Here is a 19353-nt window from a genome sequence, read left to right as displayed (position 1 = left end):
TCAAAAATATTTAAATGAAAACAGCATTCTATCAATTGCTTCGGAACAAATCCGCCATAATGCATCGTTTCTTTATTTTCCTGGAAATAAGTGGATGTCCTGCAAAGCCTGCTGTAAGTCTGACTTTGTTTTCACTTCATTATCAATTTCAATGCCAAGTTCAATCATTGTATCTGCAATTTCGGGACTAATACCTGTTAATATCGTAGAGCAGCCTAACAATTTAATACCTTTTACAATTTTAAATAAATGGTTCACAACGGCAGTATCTACATAAGGTACACCTGAAATATCAATAATTAGTTGATGTGCCTTCAGTTCATTAACACGGACAAGAGTTCTTTCCCTAATTTTCTTAGCGCGGTAAGTATCTACATTCCCGACAATCGGAAGTATACAAACCTTTTCAGTGATTGGAATGATTGGAACAGACAATTCATCGACTGTCTCACGATGGCTTTTTAATAATTCTTCTTTATAATTGACATAGTAAGCAGTATAAGAATCAATGTATAAATCGACAACATCGTTTACATGACGTTCTAATATAAAAAACTCTTCTGTTTCAAGATTAATTCCAGATTCTATATAAAATGTTTTAATTGCACTCCAAATGATCCCCCGGCTTGATTGGAAAAGTTCCCATGCTAAATGGATTGGGAAATCTGTTTTAGCGCTTTTAACACCTCTCATTTTAGCATGATCCATAATTTCTTCGGTTTTCATCTCTGTCATATTCTCAGCAAGCAATCGAATAAATGGATTACCAAATTCGCCGTAGTAATCTAAATCGCCATTTTCCTGTAATAATGATGCGATATAGCTTTTATTTTCTTGAAGGTACTGAATCCATTGCTTTGAGTAAAAAGTGACATTTTCATTTAAAAACTTTGCTAATTCGAATCTAGAATCTATTGTAGTAAGCATTGATTGACCTCCTATAAATGTTTCGGCATGCTTAATTGTTTTGGGGAATGTAAGAATAAACGAGGTACCGTGACCTTCCTCGCTCGTAACACTTATTTTGCCGTTATTGGTTTGGATTGCATTAAAAACTTGTGCTAACCCCATGCCTTTTCCATCTTGTTTCAAAGTAAAGAAAGGTGTCCCGAGTAACCTTAGTTTATCTTTTGGAATACCGATACCTGAATCAGAAATCGTAATTTTTACATTTTGTGCATCATCCGTTTGATCTATTACCAAGGTTCCACCCTTGGGCATTGCCTCAATGGCATTTTTTATAATATTAAACAATGCTTTTTTAATTTGATCTTTCCTGCCGACAATTATGGCGCTTTCATTTTCAAAATGCTTAATTACATTGATGGAATAAAGCTGGTTCTGAAATAAAAGCAGAATCGATTCAATTTCAGAAAGGACATTGAAATTCGTCTGCTTTTCTTGAATAAATTCTGGTTTTGAAACACTCATTAAATCATTTAGAATATGAATGGCCCTCTCTAGTTCGCTCTGGGCTATTTGAGAATATTCTTCCTTATAGGTTTGATCCATTAATTGCAGAAACCCTTTTACTGCTGTCAAGGGATTACGAACCTCATGGGCGATGCCGGCTGCCATTTCTCCAACAGAAGAAAGCAAATGATTATTCCAGTTATTATGGTCGTAAGAATTTTGCAAGTTTTGAACATTGAATAGGTAAATGTGTATACAATTTAATAAGTCATCCTTATAAGAACGATGAAATAGAAAAAAGTATGGCTGCGAATCAATCGTAACAATAAACTCATTTGCTTTCCCCATAAAGCATTCATGCAGTTTTGTCTTAACTTCAGTATTTTTTATCCGGTGAAAAAGATAGTTTGAATTATTTTCATCAGATAATAATAGTTTTTTAGCTTCATTGTTAGCCCGTTGAATTGTACCTTCAGGGCTAAGTTCAATCAAACCATATAATAAATCATTAGTCATGGGTGATTTAATCATTTATACTTAGCCTTCCTTTCGTTAAACCATTTGACGGCCCTAACTTTTGTGCCCTGATGAATAGTACTTGTGATTTCAAATTCATCCATGAGACGTGTCACTCCTGATAATCCCAATCCTAAACCGGTTTTGGAAGGGACTGAATTATTTAAAACTTGATCAAGATTCGGGATGCCGGGACCCTGATCACTAGCAATGATTTCAATTCCATAGGAGGGGATTGGTTTGATGAAAAGCTCTCCTTTGCCTGCATAAAAGACAATATTTCTAGTTAGTTCCATAATGGATACGACTAATTTGGTTTGCTGGCTTTTGGTCAAACCATATTCCTCAGAAACTCTTTTCCCTATTGTACTAGCCATGTACACATCATCTTCGCGTTCAATTACAATTCTGTACAAGTTTTCCAATATCCTCCTTAAGGTTCTCCTTAATTGTAAAGTGTAAATATATTAGAAATATTTTAACATATTTTTTAAAAAACATGATATTTTTTTATTATATATGAGGGAAATTCTTTTAATAAATAGAAAAAATGAATATCCTCATTTTTCTTATGAATGGAAGTGTTTTATAATAAGTTGATGATATATAATCAACTTTGAAAGGGTTTTCAGATAAATCATTTATTCTATTAATATAGAAAGTTATCTAGTATTCAAAGGGGAAGATTTATGTGGAAAAAATAAGCCGCATCTCAAACGAATTAAAGGAATGGATTGAAAAAACATTAAACAGCGGTGCAGCTCCCGAATTAATTGTCGATGCGATGATAAAGAAAGGTTTTGATGCAAGATATTCTTATACAACCATTTTTCGTATCATTCAAAATCAACCGGTGCAAACAATTAATAATCAATCCCCCTACACGTATGAACTACCTCCAATTGCACAGAAAGGGAAACTTATTTATACGAGTAATCACAATCCTATAAAAGTAACCATGAGAATGGAAAAACCTTTCATTTTATGTTTAGACAATCTATTGAGCGCGCAGGAATGTGATGAGTTAATCGCTCTTTCAAAAAATCGTTTACAACGTTCACAAGTTATTGATGCAGCAACAGGGAAGAAAAAAACTGTCCCTGGACGTACAAGTGAGGGGACTGAGTTTATGGTTTTAGAAAATAAGATGATTTCTAGGATTGAGAAAAGAATTGCTGAGCTGATAGACTATCCAATTGATCATGGAGAATGTCTTCAAGTTCTCCATTATAACAGAGGTGAAGAATATAAAACACACTATGACTTTTTCCCTCAAAGTAAGGTTGCTTCTTCTAAAGGAGGGCAGCGGATTGCCACATTGTTAATGTATTTAAATGATGTCGAAGCAGGAGGAGAGACCCTTTTTCCTAAACTAGGTCTATCGGTATCCCCTAAAAAAGGCTCGGCCATTTACTTTCATTATGGAAACAGTAAGGGGCAGACAGATCGCTTATCATCGCATAGCAGTACTCCTGTTCTAACTGGTGAAAAATGGGTAGCGACTAAATGGATACGGCAAAGAAAAATCTATGAATAATGAATGAACAAAAAAACCATTAGTCAACCAAAAGACTAGTGGTTTTATCATTTAAGATTCTAGTAATTGATATAAGTCACCTTTGTTTTCGATTAAATCTTCTAATGTATATTCCTTTAAAACATTGACAAATGCCAGCAGTGCCTCAGCGAGGATATGTTTTAATTTACAGGCGGATGTAATAACACAATAATGGTTTTCTTTATTAAAGCAATCAACAATATGAAAGTCTTCTTCTGTCTTTGACACAACTTCTCCTATATTTATCTCCTCTGGCTTTTTGGCCAATCGAATGCCACCGTGGCGGCCGCGAATCGTATCTATATATCCGAGTTTTCCAAGCTCGTGAATGATTTTCATTAGATGATTTTTAGAAATTTGATAGGTATCGGCAATCTCTTTAATTGTACAAAGTTCAAAATCTTTTTTTAATGCTAAATAAATTAATACACGTAGCGAATAGTCTGTATAATTCGTTAACCTCATCTTAGTAACTCCTCTTATGATGATTTGAGTTCCTTTCATTATAGCATTAAAGCCAAATAAATGTAATTGTGACAACTTTTTGAAAGATGCATCTTAAATATATCTTTATTTCCAGTGTTGCTATATTATTAAAGATGTAAATTAAATATATCTTTAAAGGGTGGATGGAATTATGTTAAGTCAAAAAACAATTGAAATTGTAAAAAGCACTGTTCCAGTACTTGAAAAATATGGTAAGGATATTACGACACGATTTTATGAAAGAATGTTTACAAACAACCCTGAACTGTTAAATATTTTTAATCACGCAAATCAAAAACAAGGACGTCAGCAAACAGCATTAGCAAATGCAGTATATGCGGCTGCTGCAAACATCGATAATTTAGGGGCAATTATTCCGGTTGTAAAACAAATTGGGATGAAACATAGAGCACTTGAAATCAAACCAGAGCATTATCCAATAGTAGGAGAAAACTTATTAGGGGCAATTAAGGACGTATTAGGTGATGCAGCTACAGATGAAATCATTCATGCATGGGCTGAAGCTTATGGAGTGATTGCAGATGCATTTATTGGTATTGAAGCCCAAATGTATAAAGAAGCTAAAGAACAACCAGGAGGATGGGAAGGATTTAGAAATTTCATTGTAGATAAAAAGGTTAAAGAAAGCGATGTTATTACTTCATTCTATTTGAAGCCTGAAGATGGTAAGACAATTGCCTCATATAAAGCAGGTCAGTATATTACAGTAAAAGTACTACCTGAAGGAGAAAAATATACAAGTCTTAGACACTATAGTTTATCAGATGCACCTGGTATGGATTATTACCGAATCAGTGTAAAAAGGGAACAAGGTTTGGGAGAAACACCTGATGGCGTAGTATCTAATTATCTGCATAAATCAGTTCAAGAAGGAGATATCATCCAGGTCAGCGCACCAGCAGGTGAATTTGTTCTCGAAGCAAAGGAAACTCCGGCAGTATTGATTAGCGGTGGTGTCGGTCTTACACCAATGGTAAGCATGTTAAAAACAATTGTTAAAGAGCAGCCTGAACGAAAAGTAACATTTATTCATGGTGCATTGAATAGTCAAGTTCATGCATTAAAAGATGAAGTAGCAAAAGTAGTAAGTGAGCATGAAAATGCAGCAAGCTTTGTTGCTTATTCTGACCCAACAGAACAAGACCTTGCTGCAGAGAATTTCGATAAACAAGGATTTATTGATTTAGACTGGTTGAAATCTATTTTGCCAACGAATCAAGCAGACTTTTATTTCTGCGGGCCCGTTCCATTTATGAAAATTATGTATCGTACCTTGAAGGATTGGGGAGTACCTGAAGAAAACATTCATTTTGAGTTCTTTGGTCCTGCCGGAACTTTAGAAGAAGCGTCTGTAACTGTATAATGAAAGGAGCTCTCGCTGGTATCAGTGAGGGCTCTTTTCATGGTTTTTACTTACTCGATATTACAATAGACTGCCGGACAATTTTCGCAATCAATTTCGTTTTTTAAATACTGCAGGTTATGAACCGTAATTTTTCCTCTTGTGAAAGATATGATGCCTTCTCGTTTTAAGTCATTTAAGATTCGGTTGGTGCTTTCTCTAGAAGTACCGCAGAAATCTCCTAACTTTTGATTAGTTAACGGGAGATCAATCAGAATTCCATCATCTTTTTGGATACCATAACTATTGGTCATTCGAATGAGTGTCGAAAATAAGGCGCCTCTTTTTCCATTCAATACAAGATCGCGGAATTTTGTTTGTGTTTTTCTGAAATGATCACTCATCCATTTCATAAATTCATAGGCTAGAGCACTATTTTGGAAAATTTGCTTCTCAAGCACATCTTTTTTTATGACAGCAGCTTCTCCCTCTTCAAGAACGGTTGCACTAAGAAGATATTTTGGTGAATCAGTAAATAAAGTTAATTCTCCACATATATCGTTTAATCCGCAAATTCTTAGTACCAGTTCTCTGCCGTCAGAAGTAATTTTACTAATCTGCACTTTCCCAGATAGGATTAAGTAGAGTTCTTCAGCGGCTTGGCCTTCCTGAAACAAGAACTGGTCTTTCTTTATTTTTATTGTCTGTTCAGCAATATTTAACAGTTCCTTTATTTCAATGGAATGGGTTGGTTTTATTGTAGTAGGCATGTATTATCCCCGCTTTCCAAAACTAAAACAGTAGTTATATTATATCATATGATAAAATTGACTCATTCTTTAAAAATGATGGAAACGAAGATGGTTTTATATTTTTAAAAGTCATCATTTTTTTCTTTTGTTCTCGCTTATGTTAAACTTTTTTAGAAGGATATCCTTTTTATTAGTGGCTTCGAGGAAAGGTTATCAATAAAGTTTATTAAGATATACGAATACTGGAGGATATGACGGATGAAGAAAATTATGACGGAACAGGAATATAAGGATCAGATTAATCAAAATGAATTGACGATTGGAATTTTTACGACTACTTGGTGTCCGGATTGTAAACGTTTAGGCATGTTTATTAATGAAATCATTGAGGAAAATATGGATAAAAAGTGGTTTACTATTGACCGTGATGAGTTTCCTGAAATCTCAGAAGAACAACAGGTAATGGGAATCCCATCATTATTAGTCTTCAAAAATGGTGATAAACTTGCCCATTTACATAGTGCAAATGCGAAAACACCTGACCAGGTAAGAGAATTCTTAACTAGCTTATAAATAACTCTTCTTATGAGGATTAAGAAAACGAACAGCTTTATGATGAAAAAAGGATACTTTAGACGGTATCCTTTTTTTGACTATATTTGAACATTTGACATGATACCCCTTCAGGTATATTATAATTAATAATTACGTAAAATTAGCGAAAATATGTATGTGTGAAAGACTCGATTGTCCATGTAATAGAAAGGTGGATGAATAATGGAATACGATAAAAGTGTTAAAAATCGTTTAAGACGAATTGAAGGACAGATTAAAGGCGTGCTTGGAATGATGGAGCAAGGAAAGGACTGTAGAGAAATTATTACCCAATTATCTGCTGCACGTAATGCAATTGACCGTACAATGGGTGTCATCGTTAGTGCTAATTTGGAGCATTGTGTCCGAGTTAATATTGAAAAGGGTGAAGGTACAGACCACTTGGTCAAAGAAGCAGTTGAATTATTAATAAAGAGCCGTTAAAAAGAACCCCCATACACAAGAAAAGCCATCTTTCTTGTGTATGGGGGTTCTAGTATTTTATAAGGGAAAATTAATTTTAGCCATAGGAGGTTGTCCTTATCGCTTAATTACTATTTGCATAATATAGAAATAAAAGGCAGGTGAATAAAATGTATATGATTGGTTTCTATTCTCCAAAAGCAAAATCAGGAGTCACTGAATTATCTTTGTCCATCTATCAATGGCTAAAGGAAAATACGAATTTAAACGCCGCTTTTATTTCATATGGGTCGTTAGAAAAAGAAGAAATCTCAGAAGAACTGATTCATAAGTTTTCTGAATTAACACTTACAGAACAAAAACAAAAAATCAAAAGGATGAAAAAAGAATACAATATTATCATTTATGATGCATCAAGTCAGCTTTCTGAAGGGGTATTAAACCTTTTACCCATTGTGGACAGGTTGTTTGTGGTCGGTGAAGAACATGCCGATTTTGCTATCAAGCTGCATCAAATTATAGAATTTAACAAAATCTTTGATAAGAGAGTGAAGAATTTTATTACTCATTTGCAGGGCAACAAAACCTATATTCTTAGTGAAGATAAGGAAAATCGTGTGATTGGTTTTAATTATTCAAAAAAAGATTCAAATCATATTGGACAAATGATTTATACAGATTATGTAACTCATTATGTAAAGGTTAAATTTATCGAAAAGAATGAGAAGATTTTAAGAAAAATTAAACAAATCCCCCAGGATGAGCTTCATACAGGCTTATATGATTTAGGTATTGATTTTGAAAAAGCGATATTATTCCATCGGTTTGTTTTTTTAAGAATGGCTTTAGGACAGCCTTATTATGAAGCAATTGAAACATTGTTTCCGCTCTTAATACACTCCTCTTTTAATGAGCTTTTAGATAAGTTCCATAATGAATTATATGTCATAACAAAATTTAAGAATTAAAGATGCTGACAAAACAAATGAACGAATTCCTCTCTTCCATTGCTCAATGGAACCTCTTTCTAAGAACATTCATAATGTACATTAATGGTTGCTAGAGCTAGGGGGATTAGTTTGAGTATTTTTATTTATTATGGGCAATTACCGCATATGAGCCGCTTTCATGGAGTACAACGAGAAATTTATTTAGCTTTAGCAGATAGTCTATCACCTCATTATTATGAAACTACTCATCAGTTCTTATTTGACATCCTTTTAAAGGAAAACATCATAAAGGCTGCAAAATTACTAAATGACAAACGGCCTGACTTTTCACCTTTTGTAACCTCTAAATTTAATCCTACATTTTGGACAAAAACCCCTTTTGGTTATAGTTTAAAACCTAATGTACTGCCATCCAATGCAATTAGTGATATTTATAATAACAGCAGTGAATATGGCTTTGAATGTGAAACAGCGGTTGTTTTAATTTTCTATAAAGCTGTATTAGATTCAATCTCAAATAGAAGCTTTAACCATCTATTTCAAAAACTCCTCGTTTGGGATTGGAGTTATGATCGGGATCTTGGGATATATACAGAAAGTGGAAACAACTTTATCCCGGGGGATGTTGTTTATTTTTATAACCCGGATTATGATCACCCGATTTGGATGGGTGAAAATGCAGTTTATTTAGGAAGAGACCTATATTTTGGTCATGGAATAGGGGTGAAAACATCAGAAGAAATGATAGCAGCATTGAACACTCTTAGAAAAAAGAACGCGGTCAAATCAGCCTATTTAATGTCTCAGCACAGTCGCTTAAATATCAGATATTTAGCTCAATTTTCAACCCCATTTTAAAGTAAATAAGGAAGTATCCGCATGATTCGTCAGATAAAAGTTGAATAAGAAATGAAAAATACCATAAAGTAAAGAAAAAGATAGTAGGAGCTTTCTATGAGTACCATAACCATTCAACAATTGGCAGAAAAGCTTAAATTAGAAATTGTAGCAGGGAAACAAGGTCTTGAGCGAATCATTGAAAATGATGATATTCATCGTCCTGGATTAGAATTAACGGGTTATTTTCGTTTTTTTCCGAACGAACGAATTCAATTATTAGGCAGACAAGAAATTACTTATTTACATTCATTGACGAAGGAACAACGCGATGAAAGAATCGGAAATGTGATTAAGAAACATCCACCGTGTATCATTATTACTCATAATCAGGAAGGTCTTAACTATTTAATTAAGCATTGTAACGAAGAAGGAGTAGCACTTTTACGCGCAAAAGAAAAAACGACAAGAGTAATCAGTACCTTGAATAATTATCTAGAAAAGGAATTAGCTAAAAGTATTGGAATTCATGCCGTATGTATGAATGTCTTTGGGGTTGGTTTATTAATTAGGGGGGAAAGCGGGATTGGGAAAAGCGAAACGGCACTCTCATTGATAGAAAAGGGACACCGCCTTATTTCAGATGATTTAGTGATTGTTAAAAGAATAGATCCTGAAACATTAATTGGAACACATAATCAGACGAACCGTGACTTTTTATCATTACGGGGAATTGGTATGATTAATGTGCCTAGATTGTATGGATCTGGCGCCTTTCAGGATGAGACAACCATTAGGCTAGATATTGTATTGTCAGCATGGGATGAAAAGAAGTATTATGATGCTATCGTTCTCAAAAATGAAAGCATTGAATATCTGGATGTCCCAATCCCTCATATTGAAATTCCTGTACGTCCAGGTCGAGATATTGCCGCATTGATTGAAGTTGCAGCAAAAAACTGGCGTTTACAGCAGCAAGGCTATACAGCCATAAACGAATTTTCTGAACGCATAGAAAAAATGCAGGAAAGTGGTCAATAAAGGGCTGTGGAAAAGTCAATGATATACGACTTTTCCGCAGCCCCTTACTGTTCATTTTTTATCTCTTCTTATTATTTTGTCGGGATGCCTGTTTCGTTTCATTACCTTGTTAGATGAGTCTTAATAGTGCATGAATTCCAGTAAGGAACAGCCCAATAATAAATCCGCAAACAGCCCCGTTGACTCGAATCCATTGTAAATCCTTGCCTAGGTTATTTTCCACCATATCAATCAGTTCTTTGTTTGATAGTTTATCTAAATTTTCTTGGACAAGGTCTCCAATTTGTGAATGATTCTTTTCAACAAACAAGGTTATTTGATTCTGGACCCATTGATCAATATATGAACGCTTTTCTTTTAAGTAATCCAAAGATTGATTAATTATTGGAAATAGATATGTATCGATAAAAGCTTTATCATCTATAAAGTCCAATATCTTTTTCTGTATAGTAGTCAGGATTTCTGTTATTTTTTGATCAGGCTCCCAGTTTTCTAATGCATCCTTACGCCAGTTTTCAATCATGTCGACAAGCTTTTGGTTCTCGCTTATCCCAATTAACTCATTTTGAATGTATTGAACTAATGCTTTTCGATTTGGATCTTCCTCATGCTTCAAACTGTTAATTCCACTTAAGAGTAGATTTTTGATGATACTTCCTAGTTTTTCTTCATTAAGAATATTTTGCAGAGATTTTACAGCAAACTGCAGAAAACCATCTACTTCAATGTTATTCAGTACATTCATTGATATGTTTCCTAGTTTATATTTTGTTTGCGGATGGCTCAGCCATATCTCAGCTTTTTCTAAAACATAATCCAAAGCCTTCTTATCAACATGTTCATTCAATAATTGTGAACTCAGATATTTAAGAATTTTATTGACTTCAATATCTGAAAGAGTTAAAACCAGTTGCTTTTTAACGATGGGCACAATACTTACAATATCAATCGATTCAATTGCACGCTTTATTAGTTTGATTATTGCCTTTTGGGTCAATTCGGTCTGCAGCTGTCTGGATAATAGCGGGATGAGTTTATCTGTAAAGGGAATATTTTGTACTTTTTCTTGAATGCTTTCCTTTGAAAGCCAATCCCGTTTTATTGTGTTGACTAGGGCATTTGTTATTCGGTCACGATTATTTGGCAAAAGTGCTGTATGTGGGATGGGCAATCCCAAAGGGTGCCGAAAAAGTGCTGTTACGGCAAACCAATCGGCTAATCCTCCCACAAGACCCGCTTCAAAACCACCTTGTAATAAATCAACCCAAAATGTTCCTTGAAATGGAATGGTTGCAATGAAACCAACACCCATAATTATGAGTGAGTATAAAGCAATTTGTTTTGATTCTTTCTTTTTTGTACTCATGTAATTTCCTCTTTATTCATTGATATACATTTACTATACCCAAACTGGAATAAATATCAAATAGTAAATTAAAATACTTCATTCATCTATTAAATGGTATATCAAAAAAAAGACACTAAAATGGTTTTAGCGTCTTTTTTTGCATTGAATTAAAAATGATTTTTATAGTTTTTGGTATTAATTCAAAATTATTTCTTTGGTAGTATATCTATTATTTATTTTGGTATAGCAATTCATGTATTTATATAAAATGCATTATTCTGAAGGGGAATTAACATTGGTCTAATTATGCGTTAATTATAGTGAATTGATAAAAAAATGGTAACAATTTAGGTCTATATATACATAAATGTAGAAAATGAGCATGTATGGTATAAAATATGCGTTTTTTAGTAGTATTTTATACCTATTCTAAAATAATAATTGTAAAATTTATAATTTTTTGTTTTTTCAAAAAATTTAATTGCAAATCGACAGATTTTTAACATATAATCAGCTTGTAAATATTTTAGAAAAAGGAAAGGGGATAATGACTGTTTTTGAAATCGTTATCAAACTTATTGGGGGGCATTAAAAAAATGAAAAAGAGTGTATTTCTACTATTAATTGCTTTCATGCTGCTGTTGTCTGCATGTAGCGGTGGGGCAATCAGCACAACCTCATCAAATGAGGATAAAGGTAAGGGTGAAGGATCTGACACGATTAAAATCGGAGCATTATTACCTTCAACCGGTGTTTATGCATCATTAGGTGAAAATCTATTAAACGGTATGAATCTTTATTTTGAAGAAAATAATTGGGAAGTTTCTGGAAAGAAAATAGAAATTATTCATGAAGATACTGAGGCAGACCCGCAGGTTTCTCTAAGAAAGCTAAGAAAGCTTATGGATCAGGATAATATCGATATTCTAACAGGACCGGTCAGCACAGCGGTTGCCTATGCTATCCGCGATGAAGTTGATAATAAAAAGCTTCCATTCCTAGTTTCACATGCAGGTGGTAATGATCTAGTTCGTTCAAAGCGCAGTGATTATATCTGGAGATCTTCTTTCAGCTCATGGCAAATTGGTTATTCTATGGGTGAATGGGCTTATAAAAATGTCGGCGATAAAATTTACTTAACAGCTGCTGACTATGCATTTGGACATGAAGTGGCAGAAGCATTTAAAGAATCTTATACAAAAGCAGGCGGAACGATTGTTGATGAAGTTTATCCTCCACTTGGAAATAATGACTATGCATCATATCTAGCAAAAATGAATCGCGATGATATTGATGGCATTTATGCATTCTATGCAGGTAGTGACGCAGTACGTTTTGTTCAACAATATGAAGAATATGGATTAAAAGGAAAAATACCTCTAGTTGGATCAGGCTGGTTGAACGCTGAAGATGTACGTCCACAGCAAAAATTAGCAGCTGAGGGCATCAAATCAACATTGTTCTGGGATTACCATTTAGAAACGGAAGAAAATAAAGCATTTGTTTCTGCATATGAGAAAAAGTATAATCAGAGACCAAGTATTGAATCACTTGAAGGTTATGATGCAGCGGCTGTCATTGCAAAAGCTATTGAAAGCTTGAATGGCGATGTATCTGATTCTAAGAAGGTTGTTGATGCTATTGCTGCAGTTGAACTTGATAGCCCAAGAGGACCGATTAAGTTTGATCAAGAAACCCATAACATTATTCAAAATATCTACATCATGGAGACAGAGGTTGTAGATGGAGCAACTGAGAATAAGGTAATTGATACAATCGAAGAAGTGGCAGATCCGGGAAAATAATAGGATTGCCGGGAAAATAATTAAAATAGAAAAGAGGCAGCTTTTTAGCCTCTTTCTATTTTAAATACTGAAATTTTCTAAGGAGGTACTGATGGGTACTTTATTACTGCAATTGATGAATTCGTTAAGCTATGGATTTCTTCTTTTTATCATAACATGTGGGATTTCCATTGTATTTGGTATCCTTGGTGTGTTAAATCTTGCTCACGGATCTTTGTATCTTCTTGGTTCGTATGTAGCCTATTCTATAATCATGAAAGCAGGGCTGCCATTTTGGGTTGCATTAATCGTAGTGCCTTTGGTAATTGCTATCATTGGATATCTTACTGAAATTGTCATCCTCCGTCCTACATATAAATTAGGACATCTCTCACAAGTTCTATTAACCTTTGGATTAGCTTATGTTTTTCACGACATATTTACTATTATATGGGGGAAAAACGTATTATCTGTAAACCCTCCTGAAATATTCAGCAGTTCTGTCGATTTCCTAGGATATGCTATTCCATCATACCGACTGGCATTAATCGTTATTGGTGGAGCAATTGTGTTGTTACTTTGGTATATACAAGAAAAAACAAAATGGGGAGCCGTTGTTCGCGCGGGTCTATCTGATAAAGAAATGGCAGGAGCGCTAGGAATCAATATTCATCTTGTTTTTACAGCAGTATTTGTATTTGGAAGTCTGTTAGCAGGACTTGGCGGTGTACTTGGTGCACCTATATTGGGTACCTATCCAGGTATGGAATTCTCTATTTTAATTCTATCGTTGGTTGTTCTTGTTGTCGGGGGTCTTGGTTCAGTTACAGGAACGTTTTTTGCAAGTCTATTGGTTGGATTTGTTGAAACCTTCTCAAGATATCTAGTACCAGAATTAAGTTTAATTATTACATTTGCTTTGATGGCTATTGTACTAGTTGTTCGCCCTCAAGGATTAGTTGGGAGGAAAGCTTAGATGAGAATAAAACAGCTTTATGGATGGGGATTGTTCTTACTTATGGTATTTGCTCCATTTGTATTATCACTCTATTACGTTAATATTCTAACGGAAATTTTTATTCTCGCTGTTTTTGCTGTAAGTTTAAATCTATTAGTAGGGCAGACAGGTCTTGTTTCATTAGGTCATGCCGCTTTTTTTGGTGCGGGTGCATATGCAACTGGAATCGTTGCGGCTAATGTGAATGCAAATGTATTTTTAACAATCTTTGTCGGTATGCTTGTTGCGGCAGTATTGGCATTATTAATTGGATTTTTATCCATTAAGGCACATGGATTTTACTTTTTGATGCTGACTCTTGCCTGCTCACAGATACTCTATTCTATTATTTATCAATGGACAGATGTTACAGGAGGATCGAATGGTTTATCTGGTATATCTACACCAGTGCTGTTTGGAAGCTTTGCATTATCAAATCCTGTGTTTATCTATTATTTTATTTTAGTTGTTTTCGGAATTCTATTAGTGATTATTAATAGACTTCTCCATTCTCCGTTAGGTTATGTATTTATTGGTATTAGAGAAAATGAACAAAGAATGAAATCAAATGGCTACAATACAGTATTTTATAAAAATCTCAGCTTTCTTATCGCTGGAACTTTAGGCGGATTGGCAGGGAGCTTATATGTAATCTTTAACGGTTTTATTTCACCGACAGATGTATATTGGACCATGTCAGGATCGGTATTAATTATGGTATTAATAGGTGGTGCAGGAACTTTATGGGGACCTGTCATTGGAGCTGCTTTTATCGTATTGATGGAGACCATTATCAGTTCTTATACAGAAAATTGGATGATGATTATCGGCCTTATTTTCATTTTGTTTACGATTTTTGCACCTAAAGGGATTGTCGGCATTTTAGAAAATATTAAGGCTCTGTTTACGAAAAAAGAAACAAACGCAATCTTACAGCCTGCAAAACAAACGAATATGGATGGATAGGATTGGTGAATAGCATGCAAAAAAACACGATACTTTCTTTAAATGGTATCGCCAAACAATTTGGCGGATTAAAGGTTATTGAAGATATAACATTAGATATTGCCGTAGGTGAAAAAGTTGGGTTAATTGGCCCAAATGGGGCCGGGAAAACAACATTATTTAATATGATAGCTGGTGATCTTGAACCATCGAGCGGTACTATTTCTTACTTTGGTGAAAATATTAATAAAATACCAAATTTTAAGCGGACACAGTCAGGGATTGTCCGAACATTTCAAAAAAATAACTTAATGGCTGGATTGACTGTTAAAGAAAACCTTATCCTTGTCTTGCAGAGGATGAGAAAAGAGCATAAACAATGGTGGAAACGAGCAAATAAGAAAAACTATTCCGAGCTATTTAATACAGCAGATCAATTTCTGGCTGAATGGGGATTAAGTGAGCACTCTAAGAGTCTTGTAAAAGATTTATCTTACGGTGTACAAAGGCAAATTGAAATTATTCTAGCGGTGGCCGGAGAGCCTAAATTACTTCTTTTAGATGAACCGACAGCAGGGATGTCACAATTAGAAACGGATCAAATTATAGGACTAATTAATAAATTGCCAAAGGATGTTTCTATTATTATGATTGAGCACGACATAGACGTTTTGTTCGGCAATATGGACAGGGTTGTGGTACTTCATACCGGCAGATTAATATGTGACGGAAAACCAGAAGAAGTGAGAAACGATCCTGAAGTGAAAGAAATCTACATGGGAAAAGAGGGTATGGTTCATGCTTGAATTAAAGAGTGTTCATAGTTACTACGGCGAGAGTCATGTCCTGCACGGGATTAACTTAGAGGTACAGAAGGGGAAGGTTGTTACTCTTTTGGGCAGAAATGGTATGGGAAAAACAACGACAATCCATTCCATTATCGGATTTGTCAGAAAAAAACAGGGTGAAATATTATTAGAGGGAGAGAATATTGCTGGGCTCGAAAGCCATCAAATTGCCAGAAAGGGGATTGGCATTGTCCCTCAGGGTAGACGGATATTTCCTAATTTAACAGTGACGGAAAATTTGAGTGTCTTTGCTAATCATAAAGGAGGGGAATGGACACTCGAAAGAATCTTTGAACTTTTTCCTCGGTTGAAAGAAAGGGAAAAGTCACATGCAGGAAATTTAAGCGGTGGTGAGCAATCCATGCTTTCGATTGGGAGAGCTTTAATGCGTAATCCGAAAATACTTCTCTTAGATGAACCGACTGAAGGGTTATCGCCGCTTATGGTAGGCGAGGTAATGGAGATTCTCTTGAAATTGAAGAATTCTGGAATGTCGATGTTGTTTGTAGAACAAAATATCAGTACCGCTCTAAGTATCGCAGATGATGTGTACATTTTAAGCAAGGGTCAGGTTGTCTATCACGGCCAGCCAGAAGAGCTGCAGGAGAATATGAATATTGCATATCAATATTTAGCATTAAGCAGTTAATCAGTAAAAACAAAACGACTATTAGTACAAAAAACGATAAATAATCTAAATTTCCAAAGATCGCTTGGGCTAATAGCTCGGCGGTCTTTTTGTTAATAAAACCATGATTAAGTGGAGAATGCAATGAAATGACATTAGGAATGATAACAATGAATACTCCCACCACTTAATTTTCTAACGGAAATTTGAAGTGGGGGTTTCTAACGTATCGAACATTGCTGAACGAGTAACGCTAGTGGAGGTGCCACATCGGCGTGCTGGTAACGCCCAACCCCTCTATCCCATTGGTCTAGCCGTTGGGACTGCTTTTTTCAGCTTATTGGGTTTCACACGATTGTGTACCTCGGCTGACGGTTGGCTTGAACATTTTACGTGGCAAAGCAACGATTCTTGCTACAACCTACTATGTTCAGTTTTCAAGGAACATTTGTTTAAGAATATTTTACCATACAAACAAGTGTTTTGCTGCGTAAAAAGGCGATTCACCTCCCACTCCCACCTACCCATTGGGCTAAGCCCTGAACATTCCTTGAGGATGGGAGTCCTTTCGCCTAATTATGATAGATTCTTTACAAAATGGTGTTAGCTGTATCTATGTCAAGTAACCAAAAAAGGAGTTATTTATTAATCATGGCTGAATTCCTATATGAGAAAACAAGAATTGTTTATGATATCAGTGGAGAAGGGATACCCATCATATTTATCCACCCTCCTGCTATGGGAAGAGTGGTCTTTCGCTGTCAGGAAGATCTGAACCGTCATTTTACGGTTATTATCCCCGACTTAAGCGGGACAGGAGACTCAATAGGCCCTGAGCATAAGGTAACAATTGATGGATACGCGAAGGAGGTAAAGGCGTTACTAGAGTATTTAAATATAAAAAAAGCAGTGATTTGCGGCTATTCAGCTGGGGGCTGTGTAGCCCAGGAATTCGTTCTAAGGTTTCCTGAAATGTCATTGGGTCTGATCCTGATCAGTGGGTATTCTGAAGTACAATCACTGGGTTTTAAATATGAGCATCTAGCAGGAATGTATTTCGCAAAAAAATTTCCCTCTTTTCTTCGCTATGTAATATCCTCAGCTCATACAGATCAATCATCCTATCGTGATGACATCAATCGACATATGAAGAAAGCTAATCGAAAGATGTGGATGGAATTTTATGAGCAGTCATTATATTTTAATTGTACGGAAAGACTCTCTGAAATCTCTGTGCCCCTCTTGCTTATGTACGGTTCGAGGGACTTTACAAATCAACATTTGCAGACGTATGAAAAGCTGACAAATCAACAAGCAGTTATCTTTCCTAATGTATCTCATCAATTGCCAACTAAAAAAAGCCAGTTAGTTAACCAAACGATTACAGGTTTTATTATAGAAAATATAGAAAAATCGCATTGATTATCAATGCGATTTTAAATAAGGTTTATGAGTGTGCTGGTTCTTCTTTATCCGGTTTTATTGCCATAAACGTTGCACACGCTGCTAATAAACTGCAGCCGCATAGAATATAGAATAATAAATGTCCGGTTTTGTCCATTAGAATGGCAAGTACTGGAGGTCCGGCAGCAACTCCAATAAAGCGCATCGAATTGTAAATAGCCGTAATCGTTCCACGATGCTCTTTTTCAATACCAACCGTAATAAGCGCATCAAGACATGGTAAAACAGACCCAATTCCAATACCGCAAAATAAAAATAAACTAATTAAAAACCAAAGCATATGAGAAAAGCTTAAGACAATCACAGAGATTCCTAACAGTATACTTCCAGAGAATATAATCCATTTCATCAATACTTTATTTTCTTTAATTATTTTACCGGTAATGAAGGAGGTTAGGCATAAAGCTCCTAAAGGAATTGCTAATACCAATCCTTTTTTCACACCAGTTATATCGTAACTTGTTTCGAGCATTTCTGATAGGTAGAATAGGACTCCAAATAAAACAAACATGAGAATGGCTCCAATTAGAAAGATTGCATTCAACCATTTCCCATTATGTGTAAAAGTCTTTTTAATATTTCTAAAGAATTGTTTGAATGGTATTGGCTTCTCCTGTGATTTTGGTGCTTTTACAAAAAATATCATAAGTAAAGTAGAAAATACACAAAAAACAGGAATAGAGAAAAAAGGTAAATACCAACTAATACCAGCTAGGAGTGCCCCAAGGATTGGACTTAGGACTTTACCAAATGTATTAGATGTTTCAATGATTCCTAATGTACTACTCACATCTTTTTCATTTTTGAACATATCCCCGACCAAAGGCATAACAATAGGTGAAGCTCCCGCTGCACCTACACCCTGCATAGCTCTGCCTACCAATATCAGCCAATAGGCATCAGCCATTTTCCAAGCCGCCCACCCGGAAATGAATCCCCCGATTCCTGCAATGAACAGGCTAGGAATAATAACCTTTTTTCTCCCAATGTGATCTGACAGGTAGCCGGCTAATGGAATTAATATGATGGCAACAATTGAATAGACGGTAATTATCATGCTCGATTGAAATGAAGAAATGGCTAATTTTTTCTCCATCGTTGGCAACACCGGAATAAACATTGAATTCCCTAATGTCATGATTAGAGGGATTGATGACATAGAGAGTACCGCCCATTTATGTTTATGGGCACCACGATCTTTCTTTTTTATGGATTGTTTTAGATCCATCGATAATAATTCTTCAACATGATCCATGTCAAAAACCGCCTTTAATAAATAGTCACCTTTATATGATTGCCATTTTTCTTGAAAGTAGCATGGAAAAAAAATGAACCATGCTTTTAATAAATAGCTTTGTTTATTAACACTGTCGCTTCCTAACCATACAGCTACCTTTCAGCACAAC

The 19353-nt window shown here is 35.1% G+C and carries 19 protein-coding genes; 13 read left to right on the top strand and 6 right to left on the bottom strand.

The genetic code is table 11. The features are described 5' to 3' along the window. Nucleotides 1-72 precede the first annotated feature (72 nt). Nucleotides 73-1944 (bottom strand): ATP-binding protein, encoded by a 1872-nt coding sequence (locus tag F4V44_RS07850; RefSeq protein ID WP_150439447.1) that lies wholly within the window; start codon nucleotides 1942-1944, stop codon nucleotides 73-75. Further along, nucleotides 1941-2345: an anti-sigma regulatory factor gene (locus F4V44_RS07845; RefSeq protein WP_150439446.1), complete on the bottom strand. Its 405-nt coding sequence runs from the start codon at nucleotides 2343-2345 to the stop codon at nucleotides 1941-1943. The genes F4V44_RS07850 and F4V44_RS07845 overlap by 4 nt, the downstream gene beginning before the upstream one ends. A 275-nt stretch (nucleotides 2346-2620) precedes the next feature. Between F4V44_RS07845 and F4V44_RS07840 the strand changes: the two genes are divergently transcribed. After that, nucleotides 2621-3466, top strand: a complete 846-nt coding sequence (locus tag F4V44_RS07840; protein WP_150439445.1) for a 2OG-Fe(II) oxygenase — start codon at nucleotides 2621-2623, stop codon at nucleotides 3464-3466. A gap of 51 nt (nucleotides 3467-3517) precedes the next feature. On the opposite strand, the gene F4V44_RS07835 is transcribed toward F4V44_RS07840, so the two are convergent. Further along, nucleotides 3518-3952 carry an Rrf2 family transcriptional regulator gene (locus F4V44_RS07835; RefSeq protein WP_150439444.1) on the bottom strand — a complete coding sequence of 145 codons (435 nt, stop codon included), beginning with the start codon at nucleotides 3950-3952 and terminating at the stop codon, nucleotides 3518-3520. A 172-nt stretch (nucleotides 3953-4124) separates the two neighbouring features. Between F4V44_RS07835 and hmpA the strand changes: the two genes are divergently transcribed. After that, on the top strand, nucleotides 4125-5357 hold the full coding sequence (gene hmpA, locus F4V44_RS07830; protein WP_150439443.1) for an NO-inducible flavohemoprotein: 1233 nt from the start codon (nucleotides 4125-4127) through the stop codon (nucleotides 5355-5357). A gap of 50 nt (nucleotides 5358-5407) precedes the next feature. Here the strand turns inward: hmpA and F4V44_RS07825 are convergent, their stop codons facing one another. Then, nucleotides 5408-6106, bottom strand: a complete 699-nt coding sequence (locus F4V44_RS07825) for a Crp/Fnr family transcriptional regulator (protein WP_150439442.1) — start codon at nucleotides 6104-6106, stop codon at nucleotides 5408-5410. 240 nt (nucleotides 6107-6346) lie between these two features. Here F4V44_RS07825 and F4V44_RS07820 point away from each other — a divergent pair, with 240 nt between their 5' ends. The 5 genes from F4V44_RS07820 (at nucleotide 6347) to hprK (ending at nucleotide 9933) form a co-directional block, all read left to right on the top strand. Further along, on the top strand, nucleotides 6347-6661 hold the full coding sequence (locus tag F4V44_RS07820) for a thioredoxin family protein (protein WP_150439441.1): 315 nt from the start codon (nucleotides 6347-6349) through the stop codon (nucleotides 6659-6661). 204 nt (nucleotides 6662-6865) lie between these two features. Beyond that, nucleotides 6866-7126 (top strand): metal-sensitive transcriptional regulator, encoded by a 261-nt coding sequence (locus F4V44_RS07815; protein ID WP_150439440.1) that lies wholly within the window; start codon nucleotides 6866-6868, stop codon nucleotides 7124-7126. A 149-nt stretch (nucleotides 7127-7275) separates the two neighbouring features. After that, nucleotides 7276-8073, top strand: coding sequence for a hypothetical protein (locus tag F4V44_RS07810; protein WP_150439439.1), 798 nt, complete (start codon nucleotides 7276-7278; stop codon nucleotides 8071-8073). A gap of 111 nt (nucleotides 8074-8184) precedes the next feature. Continuing rightward, a complete protein-coding gene (locus F4V44_RS07805) occupies nucleotides 8185-8913 on the top strand; it encodes a protein-glutamine gamma-glutamyltransferase (RefSeq protein ID WP_223881836.1) in 729 nt (242 codons plus the stop codon). A 96-nt stretch (nucleotides 8914-9009) separates the two neighbouring features. Next, nucleotides 9010-9933 (top strand): HPr(Ser) kinase/phosphatase, encoded by a 924-nt coding sequence (gene hprK, locus F4V44_RS07800; RefSeq protein WP_150439438.1) that lies wholly within the window; start codon nucleotides 9010-9012, stop codon nucleotides 9931-9933. Between the two features lie 109 nt (nucleotides 9934-10042). On the opposite strand, the gene F4V44_RS07795 is transcribed toward hprK, so the two are convergent. Continuing rightward, on the bottom strand, nucleotides 10043-11299 hold the full coding sequence (locus tag F4V44_RS07795) for a DUF445 domain-containing protein (protein WP_150439437.1): 1257 nt from the start codon (nucleotides 11297-11299) through the stop codon (nucleotides 10043-10045). Between the two features lie 578 nt (nucleotides 11300-11877). Between F4V44_RS07795 and F4V44_RS07790 the strand changes: the two genes are divergently transcribed. The 6 genes from F4V44_RS07790 to F4V44_RS07765 all read left to right on the top strand — a co-directional run bounded on the left by F4V44_RS07790 (nucleotide 11878) and on the right by F4V44_RS07765 (nucleotide 17905). After that, nucleotides 11878-13086: an ABC transporter substrate-binding protein gene (locus F4V44_RS07790; RefSeq protein ID WP_150439436.1), complete on the top strand. Its 1209-nt coding sequence runs from the start codon at nucleotides 11878-11880 to the stop codon at nucleotides 13084-13086. Between the two features lie 91 nt (nucleotides 13087-13177). After that, complete coding sequence (locus tag F4V44_RS07785; RefSeq protein ID WP_150439435.1) at nucleotides 13178-14041, top strand: branched-chain amino acid ABC transporter permease; 864 nt, start codon at nucleotides 13178-13180, stop codon at nucleotides 14039-14041. Further along, the gene (locus F4V44_RS07780) at nucleotides 14042-15028 is read left to right on the top strand and encodes a branched-chain amino acid ABC transporter permease (protein WP_150439434.1); all 987 of its coding nucleotides are present in this window, start codon (nucleotides 14042-14044) and stop codon (nucleotides 15026-15028) included. A gap of 14 nt (nucleotides 15029-15042) precedes the next feature. After that, on the top strand, nucleotides 15043-15813 hold the full coding sequence (locus F4V44_RS07775) for an ABC transporter ATP-binding protein (protein ID WP_150440090.1): 771 nt from the start codon (nucleotides 15043-15045) through the stop codon (nucleotides 15811-15813). Further along, the gene (locus tag F4V44_RS07770) at nucleotides 15806-16504 is read left to right on the top strand and encodes an ABC transporter ATP-binding protein (RefSeq protein ID WP_150439433.1); all 699 of its coding nucleotides are present in this window, start codon (nucleotides 15806-15808) and stop codon (nucleotides 16502-16504) included. Before F4V44_RS07775 ends, F4V44_RS07770 begins: the two co-directional genes overlap by 8 nt. A 630-nt stretch (nucleotides 16505-17134) precedes the next feature. Beyond that, nucleotides 17135-17905: an alpha/beta fold hydrolase gene (locus F4V44_RS07765; RefSeq protein WP_150439432.1), complete on the top strand. Its 771-nt coding sequence runs from the start codon at nucleotides 17135-17137 to the stop codon at nucleotides 17903-17905. Nucleotides 17906-17930: 25 nt separating this feature from the next. Here F4V44_RS07765 and F4V44_RS07760 read toward each other — a convergent pair whose 3' ends face one another. Next, nucleotides 17931-19202 (bottom strand): MFS transporter, encoded by a 1272-nt coding sequence (locus tag F4V44_RS07760; RefSeq protein WP_150439431.1) that lies wholly within the window; start codon nucleotides 19200-19202, stop codon nucleotides 17931-17933. Nucleotides 19203-19353 lie beyond the last annotated feature (151 nt).

Source organism: Niallia endozanthoxylica, from assembly GCF_008710145.1.
Lineage (GTDB): Bacteria > Bacillota > Bacilli > Bacillales > Cytobacillaceae > Bacillus_BD > Bacillus_BD endozanthoxylica.
The sequence above is the reverse complement of the archived record's forward strand: the minus strand, read 5'-3'. Positions and strand labels throughout refer to the sequence as shown.